This window comes from Sporosarcina sp. P33 (genome assembly GCF_002077155.1).
Classification (GTDB): Bacteria; Bacillota; Bacilli; order Bacillales_A; family Planococcaceae; genus Sporosarcina.
The window spans coordinates 2,345,672-2,364,067 of record NZ_CP015027.1 but is presented as its reverse complement, the minus strand read 5'-3'; the positions used below and the strand labels follow the sequence as shown (position 1 = coordinate 2,364,067).

The 18,396-nt window shown below is 50.8% G+C and carries 22 protein-coding genes; 8 read left to right on the top strand and 14 right to left on the bottom strand.

What is annotated here, in order from left to right:
- Window position 1: 1 nt before the first annotated feature.
- The 3 genes from SporoP33_RS11775 to SporoP33_RS11765 all read right to left on the bottom strand — a co-directional run bounded on the left by SporoP33_RS11775 (window position 2) and on the right by SporoP33_RS11765 (window position 3,134).
- The gene (locus SporoP33_RS11775) at window positions 2–724 is read right to left on the bottom strand and encodes a hypothetical protein (RefSeq protein ID WP_081243885.1); all 723 of its coding nucleotides are present in this window, start codon (window positions 722–724) and stop codon (window positions 2–4) included.
- Between the two features lie 1,429 nt (window positions 725–2,153).
- Window positions 2,154–2,603 carry a transcriptional regulator gene (locus tag SporoP33_RS11770; protein WP_081243884.1) on the bottom strand — a complete coding sequence of 150 codons (450 nt, stop codon included), beginning with the start codon at window positions 2,601–2,603 and terminating at the stop codon, window positions 2,154–2,156.
- A gap of 165 nt (window positions 2,604–2,768) precedes the next feature.
- Window positions 2,769–3,134 (bottom strand): hypothetical protein, encoded by a 366-nt coding sequence (locus SporoP33_RS11765; protein WP_081243883.1) that lies wholly within the window; start codon window positions 3,132–3,134, stop codon window positions 2,769–2,771.
- Window positions 3,135–3,261: 127 nt separating this feature from the next.
- Between SporoP33_RS11765 and SporoP33_RS11760 the strand changes: the two genes are divergently transcribed.
- The 3 genes from SporoP33_RS11760 (at window position 3,262) to SporoP33_RS11750 (ending at window position 8,091) form a co-directional block, all read left to right on the top strand.
- Window positions 3,262–3,687, top strand: coding sequence for a helix-turn-helix domain-containing protein (locus tag SporoP33_RS11760; protein ID WP_196796778.1), 426 nt, complete (start codon window positions 3,262–3,264; stop codon window positions 3,685–3,687).
- A 91-nt stretch (window positions 3,688–3,778) separates the two neighbouring features.
- Window positions 3,779–5,353, top strand: coding sequence for a hypothetical protein (locus tag SporoP33_RS11755; protein ID WP_081243881.1), 1,575 nt, complete (start codon window positions 3,779–3,781; stop codon window positions 5,351–5,353).
- Entirely contained in the window at window positions 5,350–8,091 is a 2,742-nt protein-coding gene (locus SporoP33_RS11750) for a DEAD/DEAH box helicase (protein ID WP_081243880.1), read from the top strand. The genes SporoP33_RS11755 and SporoP33_RS11750 overlap by 4 nt, the downstream gene beginning before the upstream one ends.
- A gap of 71 nt (window positions 8,092–8,162) precedes the next feature.
- On the opposite strand, the gene SporoP33_RS16070 is transcribed toward SporoP33_RS11750, so the two are convergent.
- A complete protein-coding gene (locus SporoP33_RS16070; RefSeq protein WP_155961351.1) occupies window positions 8,163–8,324 on the bottom strand; it encodes a hypothetical protein in 162 nt (53 codons plus the stop codon).
- Between the two features lie 335 nt (window positions 8,325–8,659).
- Window positions 8,660–9,073, bottom strand: coding sequence for a single-stranded DNA-binding protein (locus SporoP33_RS11745; protein WP_081243879.1), 414 nt, complete (start codon window positions 9,071–9,073; stop codon window positions 8,660–8,662).
- A gap of 245 nt (window positions 9,074–9,318) precedes the next feature.
- Here SporoP33_RS11745 and SporoP33_RS11740 point away from each other — a divergent pair, with 245 nt between their 5' ends.
- Window positions 9,319–9,771 carry a YwpF family protein gene (locus SporoP33_RS11740; RefSeq protein WP_081244850.1) on the top strand — a complete coding sequence of 151 codons (453 nt, stop codon included), beginning with the start codon at window positions 9,319–9,321 and terminating at the stop codon, window positions 9,769–9,771.
- A gap of 43 nt (window positions 9,772–9,814) precedes the next feature.
- On the top strand, window positions 9,815–10,030 hold the full coding sequence (locus tag SporoP33_RS16065) for a hypothetical protein (RefSeq protein ID WP_155961350.1): 216 nt from the start codon (window positions 9,815–9,817) through the stop codon (window positions 10,028–10,030).
- A 325-nt stretch (window positions 10,031–10,355) separates the two neighbouring features.
- Here the strand turns inward: SporoP33_RS16065 and SporoP33_RS11730 are convergent, their stop codons facing one another.
- The 8 genes from SporoP33_RS11730 to glpK all read right to left on the bottom strand — a co-directional run bounded on the left by SporoP33_RS11730 (window position 10,356) and on the right by glpK (window position 17,037).
- Window positions 10,356–10,775 carry a hypothetical protein gene (locus SporoP33_RS11730; protein WP_081243878.1) on the bottom strand — a complete coding sequence of 140 codons (420 nt, stop codon included), beginning with the start codon at window positions 10,773–10,775 and terminating at the stop codon, window positions 10,356–10,358.
- 91 nt (window positions 10,776–10,866) lie between these two features.
- A complete protein-coding gene (locus tag SporoP33_RS11725; protein WP_081243877.1) occupies window positions 10,867–11,262 on the bottom strand; it encodes a hypothetical protein in 396 nt (131 codons plus the stop codon).
- 86 nt (window positions 11,263–11,348) lie between these two features.
- Window positions 11,349–11,786, bottom strand: coding sequence for a 3-hydroxyacyl-ACP dehydratase FabZ (gene fabZ, locus SporoP33_RS11720; protein ID WP_081243876.1), 438 nt, complete (start codon window positions 11,784–11,786; stop codon window positions 11,349–11,351).
- A gap of 53 nt (window positions 11,787–11,839) precedes the next feature.
- Window positions 11,840–12,601 (bottom strand): DNA-directed RNA polymerase subunit beta, encoded by a 762-nt coding sequence (locus SporoP33_RS16580; RefSeq protein WP_369821930.1) that lies wholly within the window; start codon window positions 12,599–12,601, stop codon window positions 11,840–11,842.
- Between the two features lie 23 nt (window positions 12,602–12,624).
- Window positions 12,625–13,458: a flagellar hook-basal body protein gene (locus SporoP33_RS11710; protein WP_081243875.1), complete on the bottom strand. Its 834-nt coding sequence runs from the start codon at window positions 13,456–13,458 to the stop codon at window positions 12,625–12,627.
- A gap of 40 nt (window positions 13,459–13,498) precedes the next feature.
- Window positions 13,499–14,323, bottom strand: a complete 825-nt coding sequence (locus SporoP33_RS11705; protein ID WP_081243874.1) for a flagellar hook-basal body protein — start codon at window positions 14,321–14,323, stop codon at window positions 13,499–13,501.
- Between the two features lie 78 nt (window positions 14,324–14,401).
- Window positions 14,402–15,400: a rod shape-determining protein gene (locus SporoP33_RS11700; RefSeq protein ID WP_081243873.1), complete on the bottom strand. Its 999-nt coding sequence runs from the start codon at window positions 15,398–15,400 to the stop codon at window positions 14,402–14,404.
- 143 nt (window positions 15,401–15,543) lie between these two features.
- Window positions 15,544–17,037 carry a glycerol kinase GlpK gene (glpK, locus tag SporoP33_RS11695; RefSeq protein WP_081243872.1) on the bottom strand — a complete coding sequence of 498 codons (1,494 nt, stop codon included), beginning with the start codon at window positions 17,035–17,037 and terminating at the stop codon, window positions 15,544–15,546.
- Between the two features lie 57 nt (window positions 17,038–17,094).
- On the opposite strand from glpK, the gene SporoP33_RS16060 reads away from it, so the two are divergent.
- From SporoP33_RS16060 to SporoP33_RS16050, 3 genes are all read left to right on the top strand, one after another.
- Window positions 17,095–17,283, top strand: a complete 189-nt coding sequence (locus tag SporoP33_RS16060) for a hypothetical protein (RefSeq protein WP_155961349.1) — start codon at window positions 17,095–17,097, stop codon at window positions 17,281–17,283.
- Window positions 17,284–17,297: 14 nt separating this feature from the next.
- Window positions 17,298–17,465 carry a hypothetical protein gene (locus SporoP33_RS16055; RefSeq protein WP_155961348.1) on the top strand — a complete coding sequence of 56 codons (168 nt, stop codon included), beginning with the start codon at window positions 17,298–17,300 and terminating at the stop codon, window positions 17,463–17,465.
- 191 nt (window positions 17,466–17,656) lie between these two features.
- Window positions 17,657–17,794 (top strand): hypothetical protein, encoded by a 138-nt coding sequence (locus tag SporoP33_RS16050; RefSeq protein WP_155961347.1) that lies wholly within the window; start codon window positions 17,657–17,659, stop codon window positions 17,792–17,794.
- 216 nt (window positions 17,795–18,010) lie between these two features.
- On the opposite strand, the gene SporoP33_RS11690 is transcribed toward SporoP33_RS16050, so the two are convergent.
- Window positions 18,011–18,283, bottom strand: coding sequence for a sporulation transcriptional regulator SpoIIID (locus SporoP33_RS11690; protein ID WP_081243871.1), 273 nt, complete (start codon window positions 18,281–18,283; stop codon window positions 18,011–18,013).
- Window positions 18,284–18,396: the final 113 nt, after the last annotated feature.

Here is an 18,396-nt window from a genome sequence, read left to right as displayed (position 1 = left end):
GTTATAGTCCTCCAATCATTAACAGATTCAGCAGTTTTTCGACTGGCACGAAGCCAACTGCCGCTGTAATTAAGGCAAAGACCACCTGCAGGGCGATCAGCATCCAAAGTGCGTTTTTGCGGATGCCTTTATGCTCCACGACCTCTTCGCCGACAAGCGACGTCTCTATTTCAGAGAAGCTGATGAAGCGGTACTGAACCGCGACAATGAGCGCAGAGAAGATCGTCAGTTGATTGACAAATAAAATAATGTACCAATTTTCCAAGAATGTCAGTGCCAGCGGTCCGAATGAAAGAATCGAAACTGCCGCTGTTTTTCCAGCAACCGCAAAGACGAGGAAATTGATGAGTTTTTCAAATAACAATAATCCGGTGACCACCAGCTGCAGTTTCAGCAATGGCTTGAACGGGATTTTCGTCAGCAAGCTTAAAATCCATGCGACGCCCCAGAAATGAAACGACAGGTACACGAGGGCCCAGATTATGGTGCCGGCGAGTGCGGCGTAGCGGCCGATGGTGTAGTCATCGATCGTACCGTTTGCCATAATATACGTCATCGTTTCCGAGTTCATGCCCCACATTTCGCGGAGGACGAACAGGATGATGCCCAAAATGAATACACTAAACACACGGCGCTTGAATCCGGTGACGGTGCCCTGCCCGATTTCAGTAGCAAGACGGTCTGGATACAATAATGAACGCCAATAACCGTAAGTAGAATACATATGTACTTCTCCTTTGCCTCCAACTTGTTCGACTGATTATATCAGTTTCTATCTCTCTTACTTTATCAAAAAATGACGATTTTGCAACGAATGTCTCGTATTGTTGAGGAATTTGATAGAGGCAGCAGAGATTCTCAGGTGGATTTGGGCAAATTAGGGGGGGATATTAGGTAAGGCGAGTTAGTGAGTAGTTTGGGATTGAAGCTCCAGCCGGGGACGCGTTCCGGTGGGCGGGCGGTGAACCACACCCCTTCGCTTCGCTTCGCTCGGGTGTTTCACCTGTCAATGCAAAGATGTGCTCCTTCCCGCTACGCTTCACTCGCAAAAGCGAAGCGTTAGGAACATATCTTTGCACTTCAGGCAGCCACTCCAGAACGCGTCCGCCTGGAACTCCGTGTAACGATGCTTTCCCGTTTCCATTTCAATCCCGCACGCAGAGGATTAACGGGGAATATCTTGAATAGGTGCATTAAATAACTTCATCCTACTCTCTAACTCTCTAGCAAACCTAAAACTAGGCAAGAAAATAAGGCCGAATGAGCGGATGAGAGGCAAGTATGAGCGCTTACACGGATCCATTGAGCGCCTGACGAAAATTATGAGCGGTTACCAGTATGCATAGAGCGCTCGCACCCTTACTATGAGCGCTTATCCAGATTAATGAGCGGCTGATGAATTTATTAATCACTGAACAACCAGTCACCACTCCAGAAACCAACACAAGTAAAACGGAGTGGAAGTCGCCCCCACCCTCACCGCCAGCCTATCTAATTCATTTAATTTCAAGATACTTGAAGACTAGGGAAAATAAAGTTAATGCACTTAAAACATTCACTGACGCTAGAGCGTGATTTATTGTTGTCTCTGCACTAATTTTAATTCAAAGGCAGATCAAGTTCACTTACCTGTTAATCTATCAAATCGATTACACCTCTAACTTCAATGCACAACAATAGGTATCCCCCGTTTACATTGCAGGGATTGGAGCGGCAGGCGGCGACTCGGGGAGGATCAGGCCGACAGGTGAGACAACCAACGGAGCCTGCGACTGGTTGGCTCACCGCGGCCCCTCCCGAACGCGTCCGCCTAGAGCGCAAATCCCCACCCCTATCCCGACGCCAGCCTCTCCAATTCATTTACCCTCACAATGTTTAAACACCACTAAAACCGGCAATAACAGGAACTATCACAGGGCATTGGATAGCCTGAATATACAAAGGAGTGACGAGCGATGAATTTGGATAAGACGATTGAGTTTACATGGCAGGACTTTGCACTCGGCCTTGGCGGATCAGGACTATTCGTACTGGCGCTCCATTTTCTGACACTATGACAAACACACGATTTCCGCCCACATAAAAACACCTCGGCTCCGACGCACTATAAAGTGCTTCCAACTGAGGTGTTTTTTAACGTGTTATGAAGATGATCAAATCAGCCGCAGTCCCTCCATCAACTCCTTAAACAAGAGCTGGTTTTTCGTTTCGAGTGCGTAATCAACCATACGTTCCCAATTGTCCCGCTCTAATTTCTCCACCAAGCCGTCAGCCTCACGCATGTACTCTTCCTGTAGATGGCCTTCCAATCCCATCGCTCCTTCGAGTATAGTCGACAAATGCAAATGTAAATCGGAAACTAGCAACAATTGATAAAGTGGGATCCTGATAAACCGGTTGCCTCTCTGAAAGACAAATACCTCTCCTAAGTTCTCTACCTGCAAACTTTTCGTGTTAATCACAATCTCTTTGCCTTCTGCGGGAATGAATTGGAACACTTCTTCATTACGTTTAATTGAGAAGTATTGATAGGCGAATACAAGTCGGAGGTTGAATTCTTCTTTCCTGGTGAAAAATGGCTTGATTCGCTGTATGAGCAACATAACTTCTCCCTCCTCTTCAGTAATTTGAATTTTCCGATTATTATTAATATATCACACCGAAGAGGATTTTGTGCATAATATGAGTCGGAAACCTCCTAATATACCAAGAGAATTTTTCAGTTACTTGTCATAGCGGGTGAACCTCACCGTTTTTCACGCAGCAGATCAGGGCCGCAGCGTAAATGACGTGGACAGCGGCAAGTAGTGAATGTTTTCTCTGTTCAGCTGCCGCATTAAACTTCCGCACGTGTCACTGCCGGATTCTTTGTAGGAGAAGCTGATCTGACTGTTTGCATAATAAATAATGACTTGCTCGAAGATCATTTCTCCGCACGCCACGCCGTATAAATAAGAGACATTCCGCTGCGTGTCGTGCACGGATTTTTCCGAGAACTGTTCGAGTGATTTGAAGAAGCACAGATGACTGGGTATGACAGGTTCGGGGTGTTGTAACCGGTACTGCAATTGAGGGATATGTAAAATTAATTGCACTCGTTCTATCGCGTTCTCCTCCATTCTGCCTTTTACCATAATTTTCTCATATCTTTGCTTAAAAGTTCATTAAATGCCATTTCGGCATCCCCTATTGTCTAATTGGCAACTTTTATGATTGCGCCGCCCCTTTCTTATACGATGGCGAGAAAAACGGGTGATGAAAATGAGTTTTGGTTCGCAGTTACGGGAATACCGCGATGAGTATTTGCATATCTCACAAAAGCAGATGGCGCAGGATTTGGGAATTGATCCGGCTACGATTTCACGGTACGAATCAAATAGACGGGGCTTTCCGATCGAACAGCTGCCTCTGATTAAAAAGCTGTACAAGATTCCGGATGATATATTGCTTGCGATGATTTTGGGGCGGCCGCTGAAGAAAGTGCGCTCTTTTTCTTCTCAGACGCTCGACAGTACGGCGGCTTATGAAAAAGGATTTCTTGCGCAGTACGGATCACTGATTGAAAGTGAACCCTTGCTGAAAGAATTCATTGTGCGGGCGGATTCGCTGGATGAAGAAGACCGTCATCTGCTGCTGTCAGGCCTGCTGAATTTCATGCAGCTGTACGAAAATCAGCAGCGGAAATGAAAATAGTATCTTCTTACGTTCCTCAAGTTGTGGTAAAAAGCCGGTAAAAACGGTATAATAGGAGGAATGCTTTAAGTAAGGAGTGGATTCGGTGGCCATCACAATTGAACGAATCGCAAATATGCACGAATCAGAAATTGAAGAATTCATGAATCATATTAAACATACATTTCAGCCGTCTATTCCCGAACAGGCGGAAATCGTACGCAAGGCGGCGTCTCTCGTCCGGATGAACGCAATCGGCGCGTACCGCTATACAGAAATCGAGCAGTCTTTGATGGCAAATATTTCAGGTACAGAGTCGGAGTTCGCACGTCTTTCTTTCATGACGATGGAGCCGTACTGCACTTGCGCAGGCGGTGACTGGTGTGCGCATCAGATCGCGGTCGTTTTTCATTTGTATTCGCAATTTCATTCGCTGTCGGATTGGCTGAATACGTGGCGGCAGTCAGGCACGGTGCAGACGCAGCTGTCGATAACAGAGCGTACGCCGGAAGCCTGGCTTTCTGCGCTTGGCACATTAGTTAAGCCGCTTGCCGAATTAAGCCCGAAAGACGGACCGACCGGCTTCTTGCATTATATCTCGAAAATTGAACACCAGAAGACGCGGCTTTCTCCTTTTGAATGGGAATGGAAGCCGCTCTTTTCGCTGTATTATCAGCTGACGCTTTTACGGGCGGCATGGCCTTTCCTGTCTGGCGAACTTGCGCTCAATGATTCCTATCATTACGGCAAATGGCAGCTGACGATCTGGCTTAATGAACAAATGTCCGAAATGAAGGCGGGCATTAAACAGCTGAGCTCGAAGTCGCGGCTGTTTGAGACAGACGCATTCCACGCGAAGCTGAAGGATCTCATCCATGCATTTGCAGTGGAGGAAGAAGGATTGTTCTCGAAACGGTTTGAAGCATTCCGACTCGTCTATACTGAACTTTATTCGGATGAAGCGGAGCTGACAGAGGAGATTGAACGCCTCGAGAACGAAACGTCGGAAGATGCACCGCTGCTGCGTGCATTCCTTTATTTGACGTCAGGCCGCTTTGATGAACTGGACCGAGAATTGGATACGCTCGATGCCACCGCGGTGCCGCAGTGGCTGGCGTTTGCGCTGTACGCTAAAGAAGATGAAGATTTTGATATTGTGCAGACGATCATGCTGAAGCTGCTGCCACATCTGGCTGATTATTATCAGCAGCTGGCGTCGCGCAATCGTGCGGCATTTGCTGAAGATATCGATGAGCTGCTCGCGCTGTCTGACGTGCCGGAAGAGCAGCGTGATCTGCTGTTTCAATCGTACGGAGCGGAGGCTGGCCGGGCATACGGCAAGTTTCTGTTTGAGCGCAACCGCTATGAAGAGTGGGCTGCGCTCATGCATTTGACGCGCGGATCGATCGACTTGATTGACGGTTCGCTGCTGAAGACGGCGCTCGCGGAAGATTCGCAGGCAGTCTTTCCTCTCATGCATGCAGAAGCGCTGAAATTGGTGAAAGAGAAAAACCGTGACAGCTATCGCCGCGCCGTGCGCCTGTGGAAACAGATGAAGACCGCCGCTAAACGTGACGGCCGCAATGAATTTTGGAACCGCTATGTCCATACAGTCCGCCAGCAGTTTCCGCGTCTGCGTGCGCTGATGGAAGAGATGGAGAAAGGAAATCTGCTGTTATGACTGAGTCGAACATCTTGCAACTTTCATTAGAATTAACGTTAAAAGAAGGACAGGACGGGGCATTTTTGGTGTCCGCAAATGTCGGGGGCGAAACGCGGACGATTGACGCGGATATGCTTGTGTCGTATTTATTTTATTCGGATGAGCAGACGATGTACGGCATGATGGTCAGTCAGCGGGACAACTGGCTCGATGTGTCGATTGATATGCTGCTGCGCCTGTTCTCTTCGGGCAGTCATCCGTACGTTCACTACTCCGGTGCTTCTGCAAGTGATCAGCAGGTGCTCGACAGCATCCAGGAAGCAGCTGTGCTGTGGAAAGATCCTGCACTGTTTTCTTACGTGGAGGCAACGGAAACAGGAATGACGTTCAATTTAGAGAAAACGGGCTTGTCCGAGCAGGCAGGACGCTATATTTCGCTTGCTATGCGCGGACAGCTTGCAACGCTCGGCGTGTCGATGGCAGACTTTCCTGCGCTGCTCCCCCACTTCCAGCAATACGGCTGGCCGCATGCCGAGACAGTCAAGCTGCCGTTCCGTGTGGCATTGCGCTTAACGGAGCCCGATGTCGACGAGACAGACTGGCTGCTCGAAACGGTGCTCATCAGCGAGCGCGGTGTACAGTGGTCGCCAGCTGTCAGGAAAGTGTCGGCTTCGATTGAGAGTGCGCTGCCGGCAAAGCGAAAGCCATTTGCGAAAGACATTGAAGAGCGTCAGGCTGAAATGGTCGGGATTTTCCGTTCTGTCGAATGGCCGGAGACCGGGAAGTTTATGCATGTGCCGCTGAATGACGCGCAAGTCCGTGTGTTTATACAGGAAGACTTGCCGCTTTGTCAGGCCTTTGATTATCCTGTCATTTTGCCGGCGTGGCTGAAATCGGTGACGGAGACGAAGCTGAAGATCCGGACGTCTGCGGGGATGCAGTCATACCGTTCGTCAGCTAGCCTTGATCAGGTATTGTCATTTGACTGGCAGTTTTCACTTGCCGGCGAGCAGATTGACCGGGAACAGTTCCAGAAAATGGTCGACGAAAACCGCGAGTATATCCGTGCGGGAGACGAGTGGTTCCATCTCGATCCGACATGGCTCAAGCGCATCCGCGAACTGATGGAACAGGTCGACGACGGCGAGTGGACGGTGAAAGATCTGCTGTTCAATGAAGTGCCGGAGGAAATTGTGCCGGTCTACGATGAAGAGGAAGAAGACGATCCGTTGGTGGCGTTTTCGATGCAGCAGTCACTGCGTAAAGTGATGAATATGCTGCACGATAAAAAAGGCCTGCCGGAAGTGCCGGTTCCTGCGAATTTGCATGCAGAATTGCGCCCGTATCAGCAGGAAGGTTTCGAGTGGCTTCATTTCATGCGGGATAACCGTTTTGGCGCGGTGCTTGCAGACGATATGGGACTTGGAAAAACGGTGCAGCTCATCACGTATTTGCTGTATGTGCACGATCTTCCGGAAACCGACTCCCCTTCGCTCATCATTTGTCCGACGAGTGTCATGGGCAACTGGCAGAAAGAGCTTCAGCGGTTTGCGCCGTCGCTTCGTGTGCATGTGCATTACGGGACAAACCGTGCGCGCGAGGAGCAGTTCGCAGACATAATGAGTCAGCGTCAGGCAGATATTATTCTGACGACGTACGGCACCGCCACGCAGGACAGTGAGATTCTGTCACTGTATGAGTTTGCCAATGTAACGATCGATGAAGCGCAAAATATCAAAAACTTGCAGACGAAGCAGTCGCGGGCGATCCGTAAACTGCGCGGTGTGCATCACATTGCGCTGACGGGCACGCCGATCGAGAACCGTCTGTCGGAGCTGTGGGCAATTTTTGATTTCATTCATAAAGGATATCTCGGCAGTTTCCGCAAGTTCAACGAAGAGTTCATCGTGCCGATTGAGCGCGATGATCTGGAGAGCGAGAAGAAGAAACTGCGGGCTCGGATCCAGCCGTTCATGATGCGCCGGACGAAGAATGATCCGGAACTGCGCCTGAACTTGCCGGAGAAGCTGGAGCAAAATGAATATGTGCCGCTTACTACGGAGCAGGCGGCATTGTACGAAAGTTTTGTCGCGGAGACGAAGTTTAAGCTCGAGACGCTCACAGGATTTGAGCGCAAAGGCTTGATTTTGAAAATGCTGAGCCGGCTGAAGCAGCTGTGCAATCATCCGGCATTATTCCTGAAAGAACCGCCCGCTCCTGCTGCCGAGCTGACGAAGCGTTCCAATAAAATGGCACGGATCGTTTCGATGGCGGCGGAGATTGCGGCGAACGGTGAACAATGTCTGATCTTCACGCAGTATATCGGCATGGGGCAGATGCTTCGCCAGTGTTTATCGGAATTGCACGGAATCGACGTGCCATTCCTGACGGGCAGTATGCCGAAGGGGCAGCGTGACGCATTGGTCGAGGCGTTCCAAAACGGGGAATTCCCGATATTCATCCTGTCGCTGAAAGCTGGGGGAACCGGCTTGAATTTGACGCAGGCGAATCACGTGCTGCACGCGGACCGCTGGTGGAATCCGGCTGTAGAGAACCAGGCGACCGACCGTGCGTACCGTATCGGGCAGACCAAATTTGTGCATGTGCATAAATTTGTGACTGTCGGGACGATCGAGGAGAAGATTGACGAGATGCTTGTCGAAAAGGCTGCATTGTCAGCTGATTTGATTCATTCGAGTCAGTGGTTGACAGAGCTCAATGATCGAGAGCTCGAGGAGTTGCTGACATTTAATTGACGGATAGGGCAGCTGTGCGCAATCCTGTCGCAAGGACCTGTATCGAACGCTGATGCAGGTCTTTTTTGCGTTCACTTTCTGTCGCTTGGCAGAAGAAAAGGGTTCGTTTTGATTGTTTCCAGGTAATTCAGGCGCTCGTTCAGGTTGGCGATGATGCGGGTAAGCTGGCCGACTTGGTTTTCGAGGCGCTGGATGTCTTGCTGATGGGGCCCTGCGGTTTTCTGATGGATCATTCGGCGTCTTCCTTTCTGTGAGCGGGTATGTATTCCGCCAGCCCGTAATGGGAAGTGGTCTCCGCATGCGGGCGGCGGATGAATTGGCGTAAATTGATTCAGTTCCTATGCTGAATGTACTCCCGGCAGCGCAGCGGATCGGGTCCCCACCCGTTCATGCATCTGCTGGTATGGTCTAACAGTTGGCGAATATGCTTGTAGTGTCATATAGTATTCTCTTTTTTCATTTCTCTTCAATTGTGTGCATCCAACGGCCCTTCAGGAATTGATCAGCAGCGGATGTGTGACGGCGTATGTGCCCGCTCTCCCCTCTCCTTTCATTTGAATTGTTTCAGTCAGAAAATGGGCAGTGCGTCTGCCGCTGTTTTCGCTTCTTCAAAACGCGCGGGCTCAGCAGGTGTATGCGTTTTCATTTCTGTGTCCTGGTATTTGGATGATTTGGACAGAAAACGGATGTCGCTGCACATGACTTCTGTAATGTACACTTTTGTCCGGTCTTCCCGCTCGTAGTTCCGTGTCTGAATGCTGCCGCTGACACCTACGAGTGATCCTTTGCCGCAGTGGCGGACCAGGTTTTCGGCCGATCTTCCCCAGACGGAGCACAGTACGAAATCGGTTGCGAGTTCTCCGTTGGCGTTCTTGAAGCTGCGGTTAACTGCGAGGACGAATGAGGCGTTGACACGTCCTGATGAATGTTCTTTAAGTGCGAGGTCTTTGGTGATGCGTCCTACTAGAGCCACTTGATTCACGGTGTTTGTCCCTCCCTTCTTTGTGCTGACTTTATAATAATTCATGCGCGGTCATTCTGGCAAAACGGCAAAATTGAATTTTGATGCGGTTTTCGGCAGGGTTTTTCATTTTTCATTCGACAGGGTTTTTGGGATTTCGCGGTGCGATGCGTTTTGGCGGTGCTGCGTGATCCGGTGTTTTTGAATTTTCGGGTATTGTGGGTTTTTTATGCTATACTGAGGAAAATTGTACCGAGGTGATGGGATTGAAGACGTTTAAAATGCTTTCGGTGGAAGTGCTGCAGGACGATGGAGTGCTCGCTTTTCCATTGTATGACGGCATTATTATCAATCAGGAGAACAGCCACCGTTTATGGGTGCTCGAGCTGTTCATCGACGCAAGATATAAGGAAATTATGGAGAAGTGGAAAGTCGAGGAAGCCTTGCTGGAGGTGCGCGTCGTCATTTCGTACCCGGGCAATGAGCCGGCTTCTTTCATTGTCGCTGTAGAGGACTGGCGCGAGATCGGTGAGCGTATTTCAGTGCTGATGAAGGGCCGTTTGAAGCGCGCGCGTTCAAAGTATGCCGAGCATTTGCTGGAGGAGCTGCTGGATGAAGGCTTAGAAGGCGATGCGCTGCTGGAGCGGTTTGAGACCGGAATGTGGGATCGGCCGAAGCTGAAGCGCGATGAGATTTCGGATGATAAGACGAAGTTGTGAGCTGCCCTGTTGGGTGGCTTTTTTTGTTGGGGGTGGAGGGGTTTTGAGGGCGTTTGGTGTGGGGGTTATGAGCGGTGAGCGTGGGGGTATGAGCGGTGAGCGTGGGGCATTGAGCGGTTTGCAAGACACTACGAGCGGCGAGCGTGGCACATTGAGCGGTTTGCAAGGCACTATGAGCGGTTGGCGGGGGGCATTGAGCGCTTGGCGTGGGACATTGAGCGCTTGGCCAGGCACTATGAGCGGTGAACACGGAACATAGAGCGCTTGGCAAGGCACTATGAGCGGTGAGCATGGCACATAGAGCGCTTGGCAAGGCGCTATGAGCGGAGAGCATGGCACTAGCAGCGAGCATGGGGCATTGAGCGCTTGGACTGGCACTATGAGCGCTGAACACAGAACATAGAGCGCTCGGCACGGCACTATGAGCGCTGAACACGGAACATAGAGCGCTTGGCAAGGCACTATGAGCGCTCACGCCCCCGCATTAAGCGGCAGACTCGCCAGGCCATTCATTAATTCAGCCAACACACAAAAAAACAGCCCATGCATTCACTATGCATGGGCCGTTTTGACAGTTGCGGGAATCATCGAACTTTACGATCTTCGCCGCGGATGACGCCGTCAGGAGCGGCGTCGTTGCCGTTCATCCCGCCTTCGATGGTGTTATCATCGCGTGCGCCGCGGTTTTCGTTGTTGTCATCGAGGAGACCGTCGCGTTGTTTGTTGATGCCTTCGCGATCGTTTTCCTCCAAGACCCTGTCGCGGTCGCGGTTCATGATCCCGTTGTCGTTGTTATCGTCGAGATCGTTCATGATGCCGCCGCGGTTGTCATCCTCGAGACCGTCCAGATTGGGTCCAAGGCGCTTGTTGCCGTTTGGCGTGTTGTCGCGTTCCATATCTTGCATTGGCGTTTCATTGTTGTCTGGAAGCGCGCCGTTGTTCGTATTACAAGCGGTCAGGACGAGTGCGGAAGCAAAGACTACAGGCAGTGCTTTTCTGATCATAAAAAAATTCCCTCCTCTTTTTACAAGCTGTCAACCATACGTATCGGTATGATCTTAGTTAGCTTGTGTCAAAAGGAGAGAACTATTCGCATTAGTTATTCATGTGCTCCGCAGTTGCTTCCAACACGTTTTGAACGTATACAGCTTCCGCTTTGCAGCCATAATCATAATGAGTGTTAAGTTTTTCTTGAAGAATTTCAATTTGTGCGATCTGCTCTTCAGTCGGCGGATCATTTAAGATGCGGATCAGAACTTCTTCTACACGCTCTGCCAATTCTTTATGGAATTCCGGATCTGCTTTGATCGCATCAGGAATTTTGTCGTACCAAAGTGCTTTGGTCGTTATGTATTCCCGCCAGTTTGCATAAAATTGTTCAATATTATATTTGTCTGCTGACCAGCCGATTTCACCCATATATTGTTCAAACGATTGCGAAATGGAGCGGGTGATGCTGCTCTTTATATTTGGAGAAAGCTTTTTTAACATGCTCTAATGTAACCTCCCACTGTCAATGCCGCAATGGGCATTCCAATGCTTATTATATCAATTGATTCCGATTATGCAAAATGCAGTTACTGTTCCTGGACCGGTCCCAGCGCGAATGTGATTTCTGTTTCACATGCGACTTCCCCGTCAACTGTTGCGATTGCTTTCCCTTTACCGATCGAACCGCGTAAACGGACGATTTCAACTTCCAGGCGGAGCGTGTCTCCCGGTGTGACCTGACGTTTGAAGCGGCAATTATCGATGCCTGCAAAAAATGCCAGGCGTCCTTTGTTTGAGTCCAGCTTGAGTAAAGCGACTGCGCCCACCTGCGCCAGTGCTTCGACGATGAGAACGCCCGGCATTACAGGATAGCCAGGGAAATGGCCGTTAAAAAATTCTTCATTGATCGTTACGTTTTTCAGTCCGACTGCACGCTTGCCTTCTTCCAATTCTTCGATGCGGTCGACGAGCAGGAACGGATAGCGGTGCGGGATGATTTCTTGGATTTGTTGCGCGTTCAGCATGAAATGAGTCTCCTTTATTCCAGAGGATCTGATAGTTTCAGATGTTTCTGTGTTTATTTGCCATTCATAATATCAAAAATATGCTGCCATGTCTCTTTTTTAAAGACATCGCCTGCTGAACCGTCGCCGATGACACTGAATCCGATCATTGCGCCAGCCATTGCGGCGAGGAGCATCAGCACGAGTAAAATCACTACCCGCAGCCAGATGGGAATGAGGCGGACTTGTACCCAGCGCAATTCACTGACCGGTTTTACAGGCTTTTCAGCGCGTTCTCTGCGCGGCCATTTATTTTTGATGCGAGCCCAGAATGTTGCGTCTGTTTCTTCCGGTTCAGGAAGTTTTTCGGCGGGCTGTTTTTCGGCCGGAAGAGGTTCTTCTGCCGGCTCTTCCTGTTCGTTTGTTTCCATGTTTGTCATATCGGATTCAGACACTGCACCGGCTTCGATTGGCTCTCCTGGCTCGTCAGGAGCTGTTTTTGGCTCTTCCAGTTCAATCGGCGTTTCAATGTCCGTCGGGCCGTCTTCACTTGCTACAGACGATTCTGGTGATACGATTTCTTCAGAAGCTGCATCCTGTCCGGCCGGCACTCCCAGCTCTTCTGGCGCTGTTTCCTGCGCTTCCGGTTCAATCGGTGTTTCAATGTCCATCGGGCCGTCTTCACCCGCCACAGACGATTCTCGGGGTGCGATTTCTTCAGGCGCTGCATCTTGTTCGGACAGTGCCGCCGGGTCGAGCGGTTCCAACGATTCCACAGGCTCTTCGGTGTGTAATGGTTCTTTTATTTCATTTTCATTTGTATGTTTATCTGTCATAGTCAGTGCTCCTATTGCACGCGTTAGCGAATGCTGTTAATCAAGCCCATCATTTGATCCGCCATCGTTACAGAACGCGCATTAAATTGATAGGCACGCTGCGTCGAAATCAAGTCCGCCATTTCTTTTTCAAACTGGACGTTGGATGTTTCGAGTGCCTGGTTTTGCAAGCCGATCTGCTCTCTGCCGGCTCCGGTCATTTCTGTCAATAAATCATTTGCCGTGACGCCGAGTGCCGCCAGATCTTCCGGCAGACCGAAGTTTGTTGCGGACAGCTGAACCATCGAATCCGGCTTTTCAAGAACGGTGATGCCAAGGTCAAACGTTTCGCTGCCCTGCGGTGTTGTAACGAGCAGCATTCCGTTCGGCTTCACCTGATAGTCCGTGGCCTGTCCCGAAAAGACAATCGGACGTCCTGCGCTGTCCGCCACTGCCAGTCCTTCTTCATTGACCAGCATATTATTGCCGTTAGCTGCAGGTGACAGATAGAAATTCCCTTTACGCGAGTAAATGATTTCTTCGCCGCCGTCCGTCTGCTGAATCAAATTAAAATGCTGCTTTGGTTCGGTCAGAGCAAAGTCCAGCTGCCGGCCTGTCACTTGAACGGAGCCCACTTTCCAGTTCATCTGCAGGCTGCCCAAATGCGAGCCGCTGCCCATGCGGATTCCGAGGTCCGAGCGCCGGTCTGCCCGATCCGCTTTATCGTTCGTCATTTGCTGATACAGCAGTTCCTGAAATGTGGCGTCGGCGGATTTATAGCCATGTGTGCCCACATTGGATAAGTTGTTGCCGATCAAATCTAGACGCTGCTGCAGCTGATTCATCGTATTGGTGGCTGCAGTCATGGTGCGAATCATATGCGGTCACTTCCTTTTCGCAAACTTCTGTATGTAGTCATTAATTAACCCGTCCTACTTCATTGACCGCTTTTTCCATGCTGCGGTCGTATGCCTGCAGAACTTTCTGGTTCGCTTCAAATGCACGGTAAGCTGTCAGCATATCCGTCATGGAGCGCGCAGCATCGACGTTGGAATCTTCAAGATAACCCTGCTGCATGGAATACGTGCCGCCAGCCGGCAAAGGAAGTCCGTCTGCTGTTGTGAACACACCGTTGTCCCGCTTCGACAAAGTGTCCGGTTCGTCAGCGTAGGCGATGCCGAGCGTTGCCACTTCCGTCTCCCCTGCATAGATAATCCCTGTTTCCGTCACGCGTATATCGTCACTTGCCAGTTCAATCCGGTTCCCCGCGTCGTCCAGGACATACAGCCCCGACGGATTCGTCAAGTATCCTTCTGCATTGACAGCGAAATTCCCGTTTCGTGTGTAGTATCGGCCGCCGTTTTCGCCTTCAAGCGTGAAAAAGACGGTGCCTGCAACGCCTGTTTCTTCATTGATTTCCATCGGTCCGTCAATCAATGCAATGTCTGTCGTCTGCTCAGTTTCGCGCAACTGTCCCTGGGCAAATAAAGGCAGCGTCTCCTGCATATAGACACCCGTCGACAATCCGCCTACATTAGATAGCCCTCTGAAATTCAAGCCTTTTTCCGTCGGCACCCTCATCGAATCCAAACGGGACATGAACATCTCAGGGAACGCGCGGATGCTTGACTGCTCGGCCTTATAGCCCGGCGTGTTGGCGTTGGCGATGTTATTTGACAGCATTTCTGTACGGCGCTGCTGTGCGATCATTCCTGATCCTACTGTATAAAATCCACGAAACATTTCATTTCACTCCTTTGCATCATCGTTTCAGATAAATCATTCTTTTTAGTATACACTACTTGCCGATTGCATGGCAGGTCAATTTATGCGGGACATAGTTTTGCCCATCGTGTCCAGCAGCAGCAGGCCTGTGCCTTCTGCAATGCAAGTGAGCGGATTTTCGGCTATGAAGACGGGCACGTTGAGATGTTCGGACAGCAGATTGTCCATCCCCGGCAGCAGCGCACCGCCGCCCGTCAGGATAATCCCCCGCTGCGTAATATCGGCAGCCAGTTCAGGCGGAATTTGTTCAAGTGCGTCTTTTGCAGTTTCCACGATTTTGCTGATTGGCACGCGAAGCGCCCGGTGAATTTCTTCCGCAGTCACTTCGATCGTTTTAGGAAGGCCGGTAGCCAAATCGCTGCCGTGCACGTTCATCGCACTGGGCTTTTCTCCGTTCATCTGCACGAGGCCGATTTCTTTTTTCACTTGTTCTGCCGTTCGTTCGCCTATATAGACATTATGTTTTTTCCGTATATGCAGGATGATGCATTGATCGAAATGAAGGCCGCCGATGTCCGTCGTCTCAAAAGATACGATATCACCCATCGACAGGACGGAAGCATCTGTTGTGCCTGCCCCCAAATCGACGATCATGTTTCCGGCCGGCTTTGAGATATCGATGCCTGCACCAAGCGCCGACACTTTTGATTCATTTTCAATGATCACTTGCCTGACGCCCGCCTGTGTCAGCACTTGCCGGATGACACTCTGCTCGACACGCGTCGTATCCGCCTTACAGCAAACTGTTACACGCGGTCTCGCTAATTTGCCGAGCGCCTGCTGGAGAAAGTGACTGAGCAGCATTTGGGCCTTTCCGAAATCTGCAATGTTTCCGTGCCGCATCGGCCGGATCATCTCGATATTCTCCGGAGCGCGGCCGATCATCTGATAAGCCTCTTCACCAAATGCCGCCGGTTCACCTGTGCGTGCATCCATCGCAATCATTGCAGGTTCATTGATGACCAAGCCCTTGTCTTTCATGTAAATCAATACATTGGCAGTACCCAAATCTATACCGATTTCTTTAGAAAACATCGTGACCGAGTCCCCTTCCCCGAGCATGCTGTCTGATTCCACTCTTTAGCTGTCTATTATACCATATTTCTACATTATATTGCATCGTTCGCATGATTCTGCCAAAACAAAAAGCCGCCAGCGGGTGACTGACGGCCTGTCATTTATTTAAATGCGATCGTTGCGCGGATGGCTTTTTGCCAGCCTTTGTAGAGGTCTTCGCGGACTGATTCTTCCATCTCCGGCTCAAACGGCCGGTCCAGGCGCCAGTGCTCCGCGATTTCATTGCTGTCTTTCCAGAAACCGACCGCAAGTCCTGCGAGGTAGGCCGCGCCGAGCGCAGTCGTTTCATTGATGGTGGAACGCTCGACCGGCACATTCAGCAGATCCGCCTGGAATTGCATGAGGAAATTATTGGCCACCACTCCGCCGTCCACACGCAATGTTTTCAATGAAATCCCTGAGTCCGTTTCCATCGCGTCGAGCACGTCTTTCGTTTGGTAGGCAAGCGATTCCAGCGTCGCACGCACGAAATGCTCTTTCGTTGTTCCGCGCGTCAGACCGAATACTGCTCCTTTGACATCGCTGTCCCAGTACGGCGTGCCGAGCCCGACGAACGCCGGAACGACGTACACGCCTTCCGTTGATTGGACGCGCTTCGCATAGAGTTCGCTCTCAGACGAGTTACGGAACATCCGCAGGCCGTCGCGCAGCCATTGAATCGCTGAGCCAGCAACGAAAATACTGCCTTCAAGTGCGTATTCCACTTTGCCGTTGATGCCCCAAGCAATCGTCGTCAGCAGTCCGTTTTCTGACGTCACCGCTTTATCGCCTGTATTCATCAGCATAAAGCAGCCCGTGCCGTACGTATTTTTCACCATGCCGCTTTCAAAGCAAGCCTGTCCGAATAAAGCCGCCTGCTGGTCACCTGCTATGCCGGCAATCGGTGCTTCGTGTCCGAAAAAGTGTCTGGCGTCGGTCTGGGTGTAGATTTCGGATGACTGGCAGACAGTCGGCAGCATCGTTTCCGGGATGTCGAGAATCGCAAGCAGCTCTTCATCCCACTTCAGCTCGTGGATATTGTACATCAGCGTGCGGGATGCGTTGGAATAATCGGTGACGTGCGCTTTGCCTCCCGACAGTTTCCAGATGATCCATGTGTCGATCGTGCCGAACAGCAAATCACCATTCTCCGCTTTTTCACGCGCCCCTTCCACATTGTCAAGGATCCATTTCACTTTTGTGCCGGAGAAATAGGAGTCGATCAGCAGCCCGGTTTTATTGCGGAATAAATCATCGTACCCGCCTTCTTTTAATTGCTCGCAAATGTCTGCCGTCTGGCGGGACTGCCAGACAATCGCATGATACACGGGATCGCCGGTATGCTTGTCCCAGACAACGGTCGTTTCCCGCTGATTGGTGATGCCGATCGCTTCGATTTGCGTCGCGGCGATATTTTTTTCCGAGATGACAGCGGCGATGACGGACAGAATGGAACTCCAGATTTCATCCGCATTATGCTCCACCCAGCCCGCGTGCGGAAAGTACTGCGTGAATTCCTGCTGCGCAGTGTGGAAGATGACCCCTTTCTTATCGAATAAAATAGCCCGTGAGCTCGTCGTGCCTTGATCCAGCGCTAAGATGTACTTTTCTGTCATGATTCATTCCTCCCGTTGACTTGTTGCTGTCTATTATACATGTTTTGGGTGGGGAGTATGAGCGGATGGGTGTGTGGTGGGGTATGGTATGAGCGGTTGACTTGCTGGTATGAGCGCTTGCGCATGGGGTATGAGCGGATAGCGGGCTGCTTTGAGCGGTGGCGCGGGGCTTATGAGCGGATAGCACGCTGCTATGAGCGGTGGCAGGGTTTATTGAGCGCTTCGCGTGGGACTATGAGCGGATGAGGGGCTATGAGCGGATGAGGGGCTTTGAGCGGTTGACTTGCTGGTATGAGCGCTTGCGCATGGGGTATGAGCGGATAGCGGGCTGCTATGAGCGGTGGCGCGGGGCTTATGAGCGGATAGCACGCTGCTATGAGCGCTTGCAGGATTTATTGAGCGCTTCGCGTGTGACTATGAGCGGATGAGGGGCTTTGAGCGGTTGACATGCTGATATGAGCGCTTGCGCATGGGGTATGAGCGGATAGCGGGCTGCTATGAGCGGGGGCACGGGGATTATGAGCGGATAGCACGCTGCTATGAGCGCTTGCAGGATTTATTGAGCGCTTGCCGTGGGACTATGAGCGGAGGAGGGGCTTTGAGCGGTTGACATGCTGGTATGAGCGCTTGCGCGGGGGGGTATGAGCGGATAGCGGGCTGCTATGAGCAGTTGAATGGGGCTTATGAGCGGATAGCACGCCGCTATGAGCGGTGGGACGGGACGTATGAGCGCTTGCAGGATTTATTGAGCGCTTGAAGCGTGACTATGAGCGGATAACACGCCTCTTTGAGCGGATGACGCGTTGCTATGAGCGAATCTCCCCTGCCAATGAGCGCTTTCAAATTTTTCGTTGCGCTTACATCAACTAAGGACTACCCGAAAAGTCGGACGAAGATGACTTTCCGGGCAGTCCTGTTCGTTTGTAGGCTGCTTGTATGGTTACAGTGCATAAACTGCTTCGTTTTCAGTGAGTTAGGCATCTGCTTTTTGTGCTTCGTTTTCATTTTTCCATTTTTGGCGGGTGGCTTCTCCTCCGCGCAGGTGGCGGATGGATTTGTGATAGGCCAGAATTTCAGCGACTTTCCGTGACAGGCCCGGATCGACGTTCGGGAGACGCTCGGTTAAATCTTTGTGGACCGTGCTTTTGGAGTAGCCGGTCGCATTGGCCAGCGCGCGCACTGTCAAGTTTGTCTCAATCAGCAGCTTGCCCAGTCGTACGCAGCGTTTTCTAATTTGCTCGTGCACGCCCTCTTCCTTTCTCTTTGTTGCTTTACTCTATGCGGAAACAAATCTTGATATGACGGGATTTCAATAGTCTTTATTGAGATACATTGAGCATTCATTATTTATTGAATCTT

Coding starts and splice junctions, on each gene's coding strand:
- SporoP33_RS11775 (WP_081243885.1), bottom strand. CDS start 724: ATGTATTCTACTTACGGTTATTGGCGTTCATTATTGTATCCAGACCGT.
- fabZ (WP_081243876.1), bottom strand. CDS start 11,786: ATGCTGAACGCGCAACAAATCCAAGAAATCATCCCGCACCGCTATCCG.
- SporoP33_RS11770 (WP_081243884.1), bottom strand. CDS start 2,603: ATGTTGCTCATACAGCGAATCAAGCCATTTTTCACCAGGAAAGAAGAA.
- SporoP33_RS16070 (WP_155961351.1), bottom strand. CDS start 8,324: ATGATCCATCAGAAAACCGCAGGGCCCCATCAGCAAGACATCCAGCGC.
- SporoP33_RS11750 (WP_081243880.1), top strand. CDS start 5,350: ATGACTGAGTCGAACATCTTGCAACTTTCATTAGAATTAACGTTAAAA.
- SporoP33_RS11730 (WP_081243878.1), bottom strand. CDS start 10,775: ATGATCAGAAAAGCACTGCCTGTAGTCTTTGCTTCCGCACTCGTCCTG.
- SporoP33_RS11765 (WP_081243883.1), bottom strand. CDS start 3,134: ATGGTAAAAGGCAGAATGGAGGAGAACGCGATAGAACGAGTGCAATTA.
- SporoP33_RS16050 (WP_155961347.1), top strand. CDS start 17,657: ATGAGCGCTTGCGCGGGGGGGTATGAGCGGATAGCGGGCTGCTATGAG.
- glpK (WP_081243872.1), bottom strand. CDS start 17,037: ATGACAGAAAAGTACATCTTAGCGCTGGATCAAGGCACGACGAGCTCA.
- SporoP33_RS11705 (WP_081243874.1), bottom strand. CDS start 14,323: ATGTTTCGTGGATTTTATACAGTAGGATCAGGAATGATCGCACAGCAG.
- SporoP33_RS16580 (WP_369821930.1), bottom strand. CDS start 12,601: ATGACAGATAAACATACAAATGAAAATGAAATAAAAGAACCATTACAC.
- SporoP33_RS16055 (WP_155961348.1), top strand. CDS start 17,298: ATGAGGGGCTTTGAGCGGTTGACTTGCTGGTATGAGCGCTTGCGCATG.
- SporoP33_RS11710 (WP_081243875.1), bottom strand. CDS start 13,458: ATGATTCGCACCATGACTGCAGCCACCAATACGATGAATCAGCTGCAG.
- SporoP33_RS11700 (WP_081243873.1), bottom strand. CDS start 15,400: ATGTTTTCTAAAGAAATCGGTATAGATTTGGGTACTGCCAATGTATTG.
- SporoP33_RS11760 (WP_196796778.1), top strand. CDS start 3,262: ATGAGTTTTGGTTCGCAGTTACGGGAATACCGCGATGAGTATTTGCAT.
- SporoP33_RS11725 (WP_081243877.1), bottom strand. CDS start 11,262: ATGTTAAAAAAGCTTTCTCCAAATATAAAGAGCAGCATCACCCGCTCC.
- SporoP33_RS16060 (WP_155961349.1), top strand. CDS start 17,095: ATGAGCGGATGGGTGTGTGGTGGGGTATGGTATGAGCGGTTGACTTGC.